Annotated in this window: 9 protein-coding genes; 6 read left to right on the top strand and 3 right to left on the bottom strand. The window is 72.2% G+C overall.

What is annotated here, in order from left to right; genetic code table 11:
- Positions 1–103: 103 nt before the first annotated feature.
- Positions 104–847 carry a Crp/Fnr family transcriptional regulator gene (locus ACTWQE_RS31320; protein ID WP_443332467.1) on the bottom strand — a complete coding sequence of 248 codons (744 nt, stop codon included), beginning with the start codon at positions 845–847 and terminating at the stop codon, positions 104–106.
- Positions 848–932: 85 nt separating this feature from the next.
- Positions 933–1,667, bottom strand: a complete 735-nt coding sequence (locus ACTWQE_RS31315; protein ID WP_443332468.1) for a MerR family transcriptional regulator — start codon at positions 1,665–1,667, stop codon at positions 933–935.
- 393 nt (positions 1,668–2,060) lie between these two features.
- Here ACTWQE_RS31315 and ACTWQE_RS31310 point away from each other — a divergent pair, with 393 nt between their 5' ends.
- From ACTWQE_RS31310 to ACTWQE_RS31295, 4 genes are all read left to right on the top strand, one after another.
- On the top strand, positions 2,061–3,770 hold the full coding sequence (locus ACTWQE_RS31310) for a flavin-containing monooxygenase (protein WP_443332466.1): 1,710 nt from the start codon (positions 2,061–2,063) through the stop codon (positions 3,768–3,770).
- Entirely contained in the window at positions 3,767–4,780 is a 1,014-nt protein-coding gene (locus ACTWQE_RS31305; protein ID WP_443332465.1) for an alpha/beta fold hydrolase, read from the top strand. The genes ACTWQE_RS31310 and ACTWQE_RS31305 overlap by 4 nt, the downstream gene beginning before the upstream one ends.
- A complete protein-coding gene (locus ACTWQE_RS31300; protein WP_443332464.1) occupies positions 4,777–5,670 on the top strand; it encodes an SDR family oxidoreductase in 894 nt (297 codons plus the stop codon). Before ACTWQE_RS31305 ends, ACTWQE_RS31300 begins: the two co-directional genes overlap by 4 nt.
- A gap of 138 nt (positions 5,671–5,808) precedes the next feature.
- Positions 5,809–6,042 carry a hypothetical protein gene (locus ACTWQE_RS31295; protein WP_443332463.1) on the top strand — a complete coding sequence of 78 codons (234 nt, stop codon included), beginning with the start codon at positions 5,809–5,811 and terminating at the stop codon, positions 6,040–6,042.
- A 775-nt stretch (positions 6,043–6,817) separates the two neighbouring features.
- Here ACTWQE_RS31295 and ACTWQE_RS31290 read toward each other — a convergent pair.
- Positions 6,818–10,162: a S41 family peptidase gene (locus ACTWQE_RS31290; protein WP_443332462.1), complete on the bottom strand. Its 3,345-nt coding sequence runs from the start codon at positions 10,160–10,162 to the stop codon at positions 6,818–6,820.
- Between the two features lie 439 nt (positions 10,163–10,601).
- Here ACTWQE_RS31290 and ACTWQE_RS31285 point away from each other — a divergent pair, with 439 nt between their 5' ends.
- Both ACTWQE_RS31285 and ACTWQE_RS31280 read left to right on the top strand, forming a co-directional pair.
- Complete coding sequence (locus tag ACTWQE_RS31285; protein ID WP_443332461.1) at positions 10,602–11,198, top strand: TetR/AcrR family transcriptional regulator; 597 nt, start codon at positions 10,602–10,604, stop codon at positions 11,196–11,198.
- A gap of 167 nt (positions 11,199–11,365) precedes the next feature.
- A complete protein-coding gene (locus ACTWQE_RS31280; RefSeq protein ID WP_443332460.1) occupies positions 11,366–13,660 on the top strand; it encodes an MMPL family transporter in 2,295 nt (764 codons plus the stop codon).
- Positions 13,661–13,764 lie beyond the last annotated feature (104 nt).

Raw genomic sequence — 13,764 nt, 5'->3', positions numbered from 1 at the left:
CGGTGGGCCCGTCCTGGGCATGACCGGTTGCCGTGTCGGTGGTCGCTCCCGGGCTGCGGCGGTGTCGCGGGGACCGCTCCGGCCGTGGCCGACGCGGGGGCGCTCAGGATCCCTGGGCCGCCTGGTCCTTCAGCTGGTCCAGTTCGCGCAGGACGAGGCTGCGGCGACCTGTCTCCACCCAGCCCCGGGCCCGCCACTGTTCGAGGACCCGGCTGACCGTCCGGCGGGAGCTCAGCACGAGGCCCGCGAGATCGTCCTGGGAGAGCGGCAGTGCGATGCGTACCTCTCGGGAGCCGGGGCCCGGGGCGGCGTCCGGGCCGGAGCCGTCGGAGCGTGCGCCGTCCCGGGGCCGGCCATAGCGCTCACCCAGATCGAGCAGCAGGGCGGCCAGCCGGGCCTGTACGGCCTCGGCCGCCGACGCCCGCCCGCGGTCGGCCTCCCGCAGCCGGGCCGACAGCACATGCCGTACGGCCGCGCCGACCGCGGGGTGGGTGTGCATGGCCGTGGTGAACCGGTCCGCCGGGACGATCAGCGCCTCGACCGGGGTGAGCGCGTGAACGGCGGCCGAGCGCGGGCCCCCGTCGAGTCCGGCCTGCTCCCCGAGCAGATCGCCCGCGTTCCGGATGGCGAGGACCGCCTGATAGCCCAGATCGGTATAGGCGATCACCTTCACACAGCCCCGGCGGATCACCAGCAGATGGTCGGACAGCTCGTTCTGCCGCAGGATGACGTCCTGTGGGGCGAAGGATCGGGGATGCCCGGCCTGATGCAGCGCCGTCCGGGCGGGCGCGTCGAGCAGCGACCAGAAGGTGCTGGTCACGGCCTTCACACCGTCGTTGTCCGGCACCGAGATTCCCCCGTCCCGGGTCCCGTGGCGCGGCCGGAGAGGTGCGCCCGTGCTGAGATGCACGTCACTATAACGACGTCGGGCGTCAGGCGCCGGGCTCTCCCGGATGCTCCTCCGGCTTCGGCCGGGCGGCCGGCTCCGCACGGATCCGGCGGTCCATGGCCATCGACAGCTCGGCCTCGACGACGCTCTTCGCCAGCGGGCGCAGGCCTTCGACGGCCTTGGCGACCTCCGCCGTCTCCGCGTCACCGTGGGGTGCGCCGCCCTCGTCACGGGCCAGGGCGTCGGCCAGCACATGGGTGCGCAGGAGACCGGTGAAGACGTCGGCAAGGGCGTCGGTGTGGGCGCGGACCCGGCGGGCCGCGGCGAGGACGGCGGCGAGCGGTATGCCGAGGTCGACCAGTGCGCTGGAGGCCTCCAGCAGACGCCGGCTGACATGCACGAGATCGTCGCCGTCGACCGCCACATAACCCAGGCCGAGAGCCTCGGCGAGGTTCTCGGGGGTGACGTCGTCGGCGAAGTAGTCGGCCAGCTCCTCCGGGGTGAGACGGACCGGGGTCTCCTCCGACCACGGGGCCCCGAGGGGGTTCTCCAGGCCCAGGAGTTCGCCGACGTCCCGGCCGTTCTCGAAGGCGGCGAGCAGCTCGGCGATGCCGCCGAGGGTGTGGCCGCGGTCGAGCAGGGCGCCGATCGTACGGAGCCGGGCGAGGTGGTGGTCGTTGTACCAGGCGATCCGGCCCTCGCGGCGCGGAGCGGGCAGCAGCTTCCGCTCGCGGTAGAACCGCAGGGTACGGACCGTGATGCCTGCCTTCTCGGCCAGTTCCGCCGTGCGGTACTCCCCGCCACCGGCCTCCCGCCGTCCGTGCTCTTCCCCCGGCCCTGCGGTGAGGCCGTCCGGGCGGCCGGACGGACGGCCGGACGCGGTGGGCGCACGGCGCTGATCACGTACTCCCCGGGAGGGCCGGGCGGACGGCCCGGTCCGCGGGCCGGGGGTCTCCTCTGTCTCGGCCACACCGGAAGCCTATGTCCTGCCGGGCCCGGGACGACGGGGCGCAACTGGCGGTCATACGCTCGCGCGGCGTCCCGGAGCGGCTCGGTGCAACCAGCGGTAACTCCCCTTGCGCAACCTCTACCCCCGGATGCGTTCCTGCTCTACCCTCCCGACCATGCCAGTGGTTACTGGCATGGTTTTCCTCGGTGGGGAGGCGGCGGCATGGCCGAGCAGGAACGTGGGCGCCGGCACGTACGCGTGGCGGTGATCGGATCAGGATTCGGCGGTCTGGGTGCCGCCGTCCGGCTGCGCCGGGCGGGCATCACCGACTTCACGGTGCTGGAGCGGGCCGGTGCGGTCGGCGGCACCTGGCGCGACAACGGCTACCCGGGCTGTGCGTGCGATGTGCCCTCGCATCTCTACTCGTTCTCCTTCGCGCCCAACCCCGCGTGGCCGCGGGCCTTCTCCGGGCAGCCGCACATCCGCGCGTATCTGGAGCACGTCACCGACACCTTCGGGCTGCGTCCGCACATCCGCTTCAACTCCGAGGTCCGCGCGCTGCGCTGGGACAACGACGCGCTGCACTGGGAGATCGACACCACGTCCGGGGCCCTCACCGCCGAGGTCGTCGTCTCCGCGACGGGCCCGCTCTCCGACCCCCGGATCCCCGGCATACCGGGGTTGGACTCCTTCCCCGGGAAGGTCTTCCACTCCTCGCGCTGGGACCATGACTACGACCTGAGCGGCAAACGCGTCGCCATGATCGGCACGGGTGCCTCGGCGATCCAGATCGTGCCCGCGATCCAGCCGACCGTCGGCCGGCTGACGCTGTTCCAGCGCACACCCCCCTGGGTGATGCCGCGGATGGACCGGACCATCACGGGAGCCGAGCGCTTCTTGCATACGGTGCTGCCGGCGACCCGGGCGCTGCGCCGCGGTCTGCTGTGGGGCATCCGTGAGCTCCAGGTCGGTGCGTTCACCAAGCGGCCCAACGCGCTGGGGCTGATCGAGGCCCTGGCCAGGTCCCATATGCGCAGGGCCGTCATGGACCCCGCGCTGCGGGCCGCCCTCACCCCGGACTACCGCATCGGCTGCAAGCGCATCCTGCTCTCCAACGACTACTATCCGGCGCTCGCCCGGCCCAATGTCGACCTGGTCGCGTCCGGCCTCGCGGAGGTGCGGGGCTCCACCCTGGTCGCCGCCGACGGCACGCAGACCGAGGCCGACGCGATCGTCTTCGGCACCGGGTTCCGCGTCACCGATATGCCGATCGCCCATCGGGTGACCGGCGCGGAGGGCGTCACGCTCGCGGAGACCTGGAAGGACGGAATGGAGGCGCTGCGCGGGACGAGCGCGGCCGGCTTCCCCAACTTCCTCACCATCATCGGACCCAACACCGGGCTGGGAAACAGCTCGATGATCCTCATGATCGAGTCGCAGTTGACCTACATGGCCGATTTCCTGCGGCAGCTCGGCACCCTGGGCGGCAAGGTCGCCCTGGACGCCCGGCAGGACGCCGTACGCGACTGGAACCGCGGCCTGCAGGACCGGATGCGCCGCACGGTGTGGAACACCGGCGGCTGCGACAGCTGGTACCTCGACGCGGGCGGCCGGAATACGACCGTGTGGCCGGGGACGACGTCGGAGTTCCGCAGGGTCACGCGATCGGTGAACCTCGCGGAGTACACGGTGCTGCGCCCGCCGCGGGGCGGACCGCTCGCGGCCGGCACGAAGGGCGCCGAGGCGAGCGGCGAAGAGGCGGCTGGTGCCGAGGCGGACGGTGTGGGAACGGGCCGGGCCGGGGCCGGGGGTGACGGGCCCGGCGACCGTCTCGCCGCGGTCGCCACGGCGGGCCGGACGGCAGGCCCGGGGTCCGGTCCGGGGACGGGCCCGGGCGCGGACGCCGCCGGAGACGGGGAGGGAGTCCGATGAGCCGCCTCACCAAGGGCACCGCGAGTGCGCTCGTACCGCCCGAGCCGGTGCGGGAGCTGTCGACGGAGTCCCCCGACGGGTCGCGGCTGCACATCGAGGTGCACGGTCGCGAGGGCGCACCCGCCGTCGTCCTCGCACACGGCTGGACCTGCTCGACCGCCTTCTGGGCGCCGGTGGTCCACGCCCTCGCCGCCGACCACCGGGTGGTGCTGTACGACCAGCGCGGCCACGGCCGCAGTCCGGCGGTGGGTCCCGGCGGCTACAGCACGCAGGCGCTCGCCGACGACCTGGAGGCCGTGCTCGGTGCGGCACTCGCCCCCGGCGAGCGCGCGGTGCTCGCCGGGCATTCCATGGGAGGCATGACCGTTCTCGCCGCGGCCGGCCGTCCAGTGCTCGGGGAGCGCGTCGCGGCGGTGCTGCTGTGCAGCACCGGTAGTTCGCGGCTGCTGGGGGACGCCAGGGTGGTGCCGTTGCGCTGGGAGCGCGTACGGACGCGGGTGCATCGCGTGATCCTCGGTTCGCGCGCCCCGCTGGGCCCGGTCACACCCCTGGCCAAACGCCTCCTGAAGTACGGGACCATGGGCCCCGCCGCGGCACCGGAGATGGTGGAGGCGTGCGCCCGTATCGTGCACGCCTGCCCGCGTGCCGTACGCGCCGACTGGGCAAAGGTCCTCGCCGAGCTGGATCTGGAGAGGCACATCGGGCAACTCACCGTGCCCGCCGCGGTGATCGTCGGCACGGCCGACCGGCTCACGCCGCCGGTGCACGCCCGGCGGCTGGCGGCCGCGCTGCCCGACTGTGCCGGGCTCACCGAGCTGGACGGCATCGGCCATATGACACCGGTGGAGGCGACGGACGCGGTGACCGCCGCGATCCGGAAGCTGGTACGCGACCGCCTCACGGCCGTGAGCCCCGCACGGCCCGGGTCCGTACGCGACGCCGGGGAGGCAGGGGAGAGGTCCCGGGACCGGGACACCGCCGGGGACAGAGTCAAGGAGGAGACGCCGTGAGGGCACGCAGGAGTCCGGAGGGCCGGGTCGCGGTGGTGACCGGCGCGGCACGGGGCGTCGGCGAGCTGCTGGCCCGCAAACTCGCCGCGCGCGGCGCGAGGCTCGCGCTGGTCGGCCTGGAACCGGATCGGCTGCGGCAGGTCTCGGACCGGCTGCCCACCGACTCCGGCCACTGGTACGCGGACGTCACCGACACCGAGGCGATGGAGCGGGTCGCACGGGAGGTCCGCGAACGTTTCGGCAGAGTGGACATCGTCGTCGCCAATGCCGGGGTGGCACAGGGCGGTCCGTTCGCCGATTCCGACGCGCGGTCCTGGAACCGGGTCATCGAGGTCAATCTGCTGGGCAGCGCCACGACTGCCCGTGCCTTTCTGCCCGCACTGCTGGAGAGCCGCGGCTACCTGCTGCAGATCGCCTCACTCGCCGCGATCACCCCCGCGCCCCTCATGAGCGCGTACTGCGCCTCCAAGTCCGGGGTCGAGGCGCTCGCGAACTGTGTGCGTGCCGAGGTGGCGCACCGGGGCGTGAAGGTCGGGGTGGGGTATCTGAGTTGGACCGACACCGACATGGTGCGCGGTGCCGACGAGGACGAGGTGATGCGGGAGCTGCGGCAGCGGCTGCCCTGGCCGTCCAACCGGACCTACCCGCTGGGCCCCGCCGTCGACCGGCTCGTCGCGGGCATCGAACGGCGCTCCGCGCATGTGTACGGGCAGTGGTGGCTGCGCGGTATGCAGGGGATCCGCGGCCAGCTGCCCGGCATCATCGCGACGGTGGGGCAGCGCGAGATGCGCCGCTTCGAGCCGCGGCTCGCCGCCGGGCGGGGAGCGCGTAGGGGGCTGGTGGGCGCCGGGGGTGCGGCGGACGAGAAGGCCCGGGCGGAGCAGCCGTAGGCGCCCCCGATGGACGCTTCTGAGCTGTGCGTTGTGACGCTGCGCAGCCCTCTGGTGCCCGAAATGCGAGAGATGTTCGGTCGTGACAGGCTGGTCGGAGCCCGGGTACCCGTTTCACCCGATGAGGAGTGACACCTGATGGGCATCATGGACCAGTTCCGGGACAAGGCACACCAGATGCAGGAGAGAGCCAAGCAGAAGAGGCACGCGCGGGAGGAGCGGTCCGGGCGTGGCCGGGAGGGGCCCCAGCCCCAGGACCGGACGGCCGCGCGTGCGCAGGAGGGGCAGGAGCGGGCGGAGCAGCGCCGGCAGCCGGGCAGCGAGCAGACCCGTCCTCCCACTGACGACCCGCGGGACGACTTCGGCCGCTGACGGCTGCCGCTGACGGCGCGGCGGGCCTGTGCGCAGCGCTTCCACGGTGCGGGCAGCGCCATCCACGGTGCGGCAGGAGGAAAGGGCCGCGCCCTTGGCAGGGCGCGCCCCTTTCCCACACGTTTCCCGGGCGCCGCCCCAGGCGTTCTCCGGGTGGACGCGGTTCGACGCGTTTCCCGGGCGGGCGCGGCCCGGCGTATTTCCCCTCGGGCAGCAGTCCGGCGCTCTCCCCCGGGCAGGCGTGGTCCGGCGCGGTTCCCGCTCGGCTTTTCGGCTCGGCCTGGCCCTGAAGGCCCGCGCGCGTGAGCGCGTCCCGGGCGGCGCGGCTCAGCCTCTTCCGGGACGGCCAGCGCCGGTCTCCTCGAGTCCCGGGCGGCGCGGCCCGGTGCGTCCTCCTCGGGCGCCCGCGGCCCGGCGTGGCCCCCCAGACGGGCGCGGGCGGGAAACGTTTCCCGGGTTCTCGGTCGGCGTGGTCCGGCGCGGTTCCGCTCGGCGCGGCCCGGCGCGTTCCCGTTCGGCGCGGCTCAGCCTGGCCCGGGACGGCCGGCGCCCGCCCTGAGCGCGTCGGGCGGGCGTGGTCCGGCGCGGTTCCGCTCGGCGGGGCCCGGCGCGCCCTGCTCGGCGCGGCCGGGGGACGGCCAACGCGCCTCGGCGCAAGCCCGGGCGGGGCTCAGCGCGGCCCCGACCGGAACGTCCCGGGCCCGCGGCTCAGCGCGGGCCCGCTAACTGTTCAGCCCGCCCACGCCCGGGCTCGGCGCCGTAGGTCGGTTCCGGGTCAATTACCGTTGCGAGGCGGCAGCTTGGGGCGCCGTAGGTCCGGCACCTCCGCGTAGTCCGGCGGCTTCTTGGCAGGATGGCGGGCCAGCAAATCGAGTGCGGTCTCCACCGCGTCGTCGAGCTGCTTGTGCCGCCCCTCCGCCCAGTCGAGCGGTGTGCGGTCGACCTCGATGTCCGGTTCCACTCCGTGGTTCTCGACGCCCCACCCGTAGCCCTCGAACCAGGCGGCGTTCATCGGCACCGTGATGACCGTGCCGTCCACGAGCCGGTGCCGGCCCGTCATGCCGACCACCCCGCCCCAGGTCCGCAGCCCCACCACCGGTCCCAGCTCCAGCAGTTTGAAGGCGGCGGTGATCATGTCGCCGTCGGAGGAGGTCATCTCGTCCGCGAGTCCGACCACGGGGCCGCGCGGGGCGTTGGAGGCGTACGACACCGGCTGGGCGTCGCGCGTCAGATCCCAGCCCAGGACGGTGCGGGTGAGCTTCTCCACCACCAACTCACTGATGTTTCCGCCCGCGTTGCCCCGGACGTCCACGATGAGCGCCTCCCGGGCCATCTCCATCCGCAGGTCGCGGTTGAACTGCGCCCAGCCCGAGCCGCCCATGTCGGGGATGTGCAGATAGCCGCACCGTCCGCCGCTCGACTCCCGTACGACCTCCCGCCGTTTGGCCACCCAGTCCTGGTAGCGCAGCGGCCGTTCGTCGATCAGGGGCACGATCGCGACCCGTCGTGGATGGCCGTCACCCTCCGGGGGGAGGAAGGTCAGCTCCACCGTCGTGCCACCGGCCCCCGCCAGCAGCGGATACGGCCCGGTCACCGGATTCACCGGCCGCCCGTCGACATGGGTGAGGACCGAGCCGTCGCGGATCCCCGACCCCGCGAGCGGGGAGCGCGCCCGCGAGTCGGACGACTCGCCGGGCAGGATGCGGGCCACGGCCCACCGGCCGTCCTTGGTCTGTGCGAAGTTGGCGCCGAGCAGGCCGATGGGCCGCTGGTAGTGCGGCGGGCCCTCGTTGCGGCGGGCCGGGGCGACATACGCGTGGGAGGTGCCCAGTTCGCCCAGCACCTCGTACAGCAGATCCGCGAACTCGTCGGGGGAGGCGACCCGTTCGACCAGCGGGCGGTACTGGTCCAGGACGCCGTCCCAGTCGACACCGCACATATGGGGGTCCCAGAAGTAGGCCCGGACGATCCGGCCCGCTTCCGCGTACGCCTGCCGCCACTCCGCCTCCGGGTTCACCTGGTGCATGATCCGCCGCAGGTCGATGGAGACCGTGGAGTCGCTGTCGCCGGTCTCGGTCGCCGGGACCGCGCGGAGGTCGCCGTCGTCGTTGACGACGATCCGGGTGCCGTCGCCACTGACCGCGAACCAGTCGAGATGGGTGAAGAGTTCGGTGCGGGCGGCCTTCACCACTTCGAAGTGCTCCAACGTCGGCCGCCCCGTCGTATCCAGGGGGTTGGCGAAGGTCTCACCGAGCGCGCCGGAGATCGGCCAGCGCAACCACACCAGTCCGCCGCCACTGACCGGATGGAGGGAGGAGTACTTGGACGCGGCCACGGGGAAGGGCGTGACGCGGCTCGCCAGACCCTCGGCCTCGACCGTCACCGAGCCGTCGCCCTCGGTGCCGACCGGGTCCAGGCCCCCGGCGGCAGGGCGGCCCTCCGCCGACAGCGCGAAGGGAGACGGCGTCGCCGACGACAGCGGTACGAGATACGGGCGGCAGCCCAGCGGGAAGGACAGGTCGCCGGTGTGCACGTCGTACACCGGGTCGAAACCGCGCCAGGAGAGGAACGCCAGATAGCGGCCGTCGCTGGTGAAGACGGGCTCCTCGTCCTCGAACCGGCCGTTGGTGACCTCGATGACGCTACGGTCCTTCAGCCGTGCCATCTTGATCTTTCGCAACGTCCGGCCGATGCCCGGATGGGACCAGGTGACCCAGGCCGAGTCGGGGGAGAAGGCGAGATCGCGGACCGGACCGTTGACCGACCGGACCAGCTCCGTGACCTCCGCCTCGGTCGTCTCGCCCGCCTCGCCCCGCGGCCGGGCACCTGCGGCTGCCTCCTCGGCCCCTGATACCCCTGATTCCCCTGGTTCCCCCGCCTCGGTTTCCTCCGTGGGCACCCTGAGGACGAGCAGCCGCCCGTCGTGGGTGGAGACGGCCAGGCGCTCGCCGTCCGGCGAGGCGACCAGTGCGTGCACCCGGCCGAGCGCCCCGGCGGCCAGCCGCCGTGGCTCGCCCGCGGCGCCGGCCCCTGGGAGGTCCGCGATCTCCACAGCGTCGTCGCCCTCGGCGTCCGTCACGTAGGCGACCCGTCCCGTGGAGCCGAGAATCTCCGGGAGCCGGACCCGTACGCCCGGGGTGTCGGTGATCGTGCGGGCAGGGCCGTCGCGGTGGGTCAGCCAGTAGAGACTTCCGCGCACACAGACCGCGCTCGCGCGGCCGGTGCTGTCGACGGAGAGCGAGTCGACATGCGCCGAGGCCGGGATCTGGTACACACGGCGCCCGGTCCGCGGGCCGCCGAGCCGGACGTCCAGCTTCCGTGGGGCGCCGGAGGGCGACAGATCCTCGGCCAGCCACAGATCGCCCGCGCACTGGTAGACGACCCGGGAGCCGTCCGTCGACGCGTGCCGGGCGTAGAACTGCTCGTGGTCGCTGTGGCGCCTCAGGTCGGAGCCGTCGGGCAGACAGGAGTAGAGATTGCCGATGCCTTCGTGGTCGGAGAGGAAGGCGATCCGGTCGCCGACGAACATCGGACAGTCCAGATGGCCGTTCACATCGGGCAGCAGCCGTCGGCCGAGCAGGAACAGCCGCCCCGTCGCGCCGCCCCGGTAGCGCTTCCAAGCGGCGGGTTCGTGCGGCGGTTTGCCGGTCAGCACCAGAGTGAGGTGCTCCCCGTCGATGTCGGCGACGGCGATATCGGCGATCGGGCCCCAGGGCAGCCGCCCGCCCGGGCTGCCGTCGGTGGGCACCTTGTAGCCCCAGGAGAAATGAGAGAAGGGCTGGCCGTGGGAGGCGACGGCGAGGATGTGGTCGTCGGGGCTCCAGCCGCAGACGCGCGTGTCGGTGCTGCCCCAGTAGGTGAGGCGCCGTGCGGGCCCGCCGTCCACCGGGGCGACATGGATCTCGGGGTCGAGGCTGCGCCAGGTGGTGAACGCGATCTGCGATCCGTCGGGGGAGAAGCGGGGGTGGCCGATCCGGGTCCGGTCGACGGTCACCCGCCAGGCACGGCCGGGCGATGCCCCGGCAGCGGTGAGGGGCGCCACCCACAGATCGTCCTCCGCCGCGAAGCACAGCAGATCGTTGTGGAGGTGCGGGAACCGGAGGTACGCGCCGTCGCTCACTGGGTTCCTTTGTCTCGCTTCTCCACCCGCGAGGCGAGGCCCTGTTCGCTTCTCCGCTCGCGAGGCGAAGGTGCGGCTGTCGCGTGCGTGCGCAAGTCGGTGGCCTTGTGTGGGTCGCTCGCTGGGTTTGTTGGTTCGCTTCTCCGCTCGCGAGGCGAGCGTGCGGCTCTCGGGTTCGTGTGCAAGTCGGTGGCCTTGTGTGGGTCGCTCGCTGGGTTTGTTGGTTCGCTTCTCCGCTCGCGAGGCGAACGCGCGGCTCTCGTGTTCGCCTGCAAGCCAGCAGTGGCCTCGCGTGCGTCACTCACGTATCCCATGGTTTCCGCGCCTACCCGCCCCGGCAACTCGTAACGCAGAGCACACTGCGAAACGTTTGCGTTTCGATGCGGCGGCGGCATAGCCTTCCGGTGTACGAAACAGTTTCGTTCGAATCGAGGTCACCGTGGCCGCTGCGTCCAGTACAACGGCGCGCCGTACGCGGCTCACCCCGGAGCGGGAGAGCGAGCTTTTCGCGGCCGTGCTCGACCTGCTGCGGGAGCACGGGTACGAGGCTCTGACCATGGACGCGGTAGCGGCCCGTACCCGTTCCAGCAAGGCCACCCTCTACCGCCAGTGGAAGGGCAAGCCGGAGCTGGTCGCCACCGCCCTGCGGCACACCGTTCCGGTGTCCCTTGCGGACATCGACACCGGCACCCTGCGGGGCGACCTGCAGGCGATGGTGCGCTGTTCCGACGATGACCAGATCGAGAAGGACACCGCCCTTCTGAGGGGGCTGGCCCACGCCGCCGACCTGAACCCCGACCTCCACCAGGCCCTGCGGGAGCTGCTGATCGAACCCGAGATCGCCGGGCTCGACGCGATTCTCCAGCGCGCGGTCGCCCGGGGAGAGGTCTCCGGTTCCACGCCGGCTCTGCAGTTCATTCCGCACATGCTCATCGGTGCCTTCGTCGCCCGGCCGCTGATCGACGACCGGCCGATGGACACCGACTGTCTCGAACGGTTCATCAGCGCCGTGGTCCTCCCCGCCCTCGGCGCCTGACGCTGCGTCAAATGCCTGACAGTGCCCGGCAGTCCCCGACCTCCCAGCTCGATCGTCCCCGATCACCCGACCGTCCCCCCAGCACCTCCTGACGCGCCGCTCTCGTCGTCGGGCCGGTACCGCACACCCTTTTTCACTGTTTCGACCCCACGGGAGCACACCTCTTCATGGCCACCTTCCTCTACAAACTGGGCCGGTTTTCCTTCCGGCGACGCTGGTTCGTCGCCCTGATATGGGTGGCGCTGCTGACAGCTGTCGGTTTCGGCGCCGCCTCCGCCCCCAAGGCGACCTCCAACTCCTTCTCCATCCCGGGCACCGAGGCGCAGCGGACCTTCGATCTGCTGGACGAGCGCTTCCCGGGGCTCGACGCGGACGGCGCCACCGCACGTGTGGTCTTCAAGGCGCCGGGCGCGGAGAAGATGACCGACCCGGCCAACCGGGCTGTGGTGCGGAAGGTCGTCGGCGAGCTCGAGTCGGGCGAGCAGGTGGGCCGGGTGACCGACCCGTACCGGGCCAAGGCCATCAGCAAGGACGGCAGTACCGCCTTCGTCCAGGTCTCGTACGAGGTCACCGGCTTCGAGCTCGAGGAGTCCACCCGCGACGCGTTGAAGGACGCGGGCCAAAAAGGGCGCGACGAGGGTCTCACCGTCGAGATCGGGGGTGACGCGCTCCAGGCCGTGCCCGAGACCGGAAGCACCGAGATCATCGGTATCGCCGTCTCCGCGGTCGTCCTCGTCGTCACCTTCGGCTCACTGGTCGCGGCCGGGATGCCGCTGCTCACGGCGATGATCGGTGTGGGCATCGGGGTCTCGTCGATCACGGCGCTCAGCAGCGCGCTCGATCTGTCCAGTACCACCGCCACCCTGGCCACGATGATCGGTCTCGCGGTCGGCATCGACTACGCGCTCTTCATCGTCTCCCGCCACCGTGCGGAACTCGCCGAGGGCCGGGAGCCGGAGGACGCGGCCGGGCGGGCCGTCGGCACGGCCGGTTCGGCGGTCGTGTTCGCGGGGCTCACCGTCGTCATCGCCCTGGTCGGCCTCTCGGTGGTCAACATCCCGATGCTGACCAAGATGGGTGTGGCCGCGGCGGGCACCGTCGCCATCGCCGTCCTCATCGCGCTGACGATGATCCCGGCACTGCTCGGCTTCGCGGGGAAGCGGGTGCTGGGCCGCAGGGGCCGCAAGCACACGGAAGACGCTGTGGACGCCGTGGACACCGTGGACGCCACGGACCGTACGGGCCGCAAGCGGGACTCCTCCGCGTCGGAAGCCAAGCCGAACATGGGTACGCGCTGGGCGCGTTTCGTCCTGCGCCACCCGGTGGCGGTGCTGCTGACCGGGGTGGTCGGGCTGGGCGCGGTCGCCGTACCGGCGTCGTCGCTGGAGCTGGGCCTGCCGGACGACGGCGCGCAGCCGGTCAGTACGACGCAGCGCAAGGCGTACGACCTCCTGGGCGACTCCTTCGGGCCCGGCTTCAACGGCCCGCTGATGCTGGTCGTCGACGCCCGGCACAGCGACGACCCGCAGGGTGTGGCGAAGGAGGTCACCAGGTCGGTGACGCAGCTGGACGGCGTCGCCATGGTCACCCCGCCCACCATCAACAAGGCCGGTGACACCGTGACACTGACGGTGATCCCGAAGTCCGAGCCCAGTGGTACGGCCACGGAGGACCTGGTCGCGGAGATCCGCGACATGAAGGCGACGGCCGGTTTCACGGGGCGGACCGACAGCGCGGAGGTCCTGGTCACCGGCACCACCGCCATGAACATCGATGTGTCGCAGAAGCTCGACGACGCGATGCTGCCCTATCTGGCGCTCGTGGTCGGCCTGGCGTTTCTGCTGCTGATGGTGGTCTTCCGGTCCTTCCTGGTCCCGCTCAAGGCGGCCCTGGGCTTCCTGCTCTCCGTGGTGGCCGCGCTGGGCGCGGTCGTGGCGGTGTTCCAGTGGGGCTGGCTGGCCGAGGTGTTCGACGTCGAGCAGACCGGCCCGGTCATGAGCATGATGCCGATCTTCATGATCGGGGTCGTGTTCGGTCTGGCGATGGACTACGAGGTCTTCCTCGTGACGCGGATGCGTGAGGCGTACGTCCACGGGGAGCGGCCGGGCCAGGCGATCGTCACCGGCTTCCGGCACGGGGCCCGGGTGGTCAGCGCCGCCGCGATCATCATGATCAGCGTCTTCGCGGGCTTCATCGGCTCCTCCGAGTCGATGGTCAAGATGATCGGCTTCGGTCTGGCCGTCGCGGTCGCCTTCGACGCCTTCGTGGTCCGTATGGCCGTCGTCCCGGCGGTCCTAGCCCTCCTCGGCAAGGCGGCCTGGTGGCTGCCGCGGTGGCTGGACAGGGTGCTGCCGAACGTGGACGTGGAGGGTGAACAGCTGCGGAAGCGGCCGGCCACTGGCGCGGCCGGAGCCGGGGCCGACGCGACCGACGAAGCCGACCCGGAGTTCAGCCGGGTGTGAATCATCCGGGGACGCGCTTGAGCGGACGCGCCTCCCGGAGGCGCCGCCCCGTGGGGACGGGGAGCGGCGCGCGCGAAGGGCCCGGGCGGTGGTCTCCCAAGCAG

Source organism: Streptomyces sp. 8N706, assembly GCF_052245415.1.
Classification (GTDB): Bacteria; Actinomycetota; Actinomycetes; order Streptomycetales; family Streptomycetaceae; genus Streptomyces.
The sequence above is the reverse complement of the archived record's forward strand: the minus strand, read 5'-3'. Positions and strand labels throughout refer to the sequence as shown.

Excerpts from the sequence above, each read along its gene's own strand:
- ACTWQE_RS31310 (WP_443332466.1), top strand. The coding sequence starts at position 2,061 with ATGGCCGAGCAGGAACGTGGGCGCCGGCACGTACGCGTGGCGGTGATC.
- ACTWQE_RS31305 (WP_443332465.1), top strand. The coding sequence starts at position 3,767 with ATGAGCCGCCTCACCAAGGGCACCGCGAGTGCGCTCGTACCGCCCGAG.
- ACTWQE_RS31295 (WP_443332463.1), top strand. The coding sequence starts at position 5,809 with ATGGGCATCATGGACCAGTTCCGGGACAAGGCACACCAGATGCAGGAG.
- ACTWQE_RS31280 (WP_443332460.1), top strand. The coding sequence starts at position 11,366 with ATGGCCACCTTCCTCTACAAACTGGGCCGGTTTTCCTTCCGGCGACGC.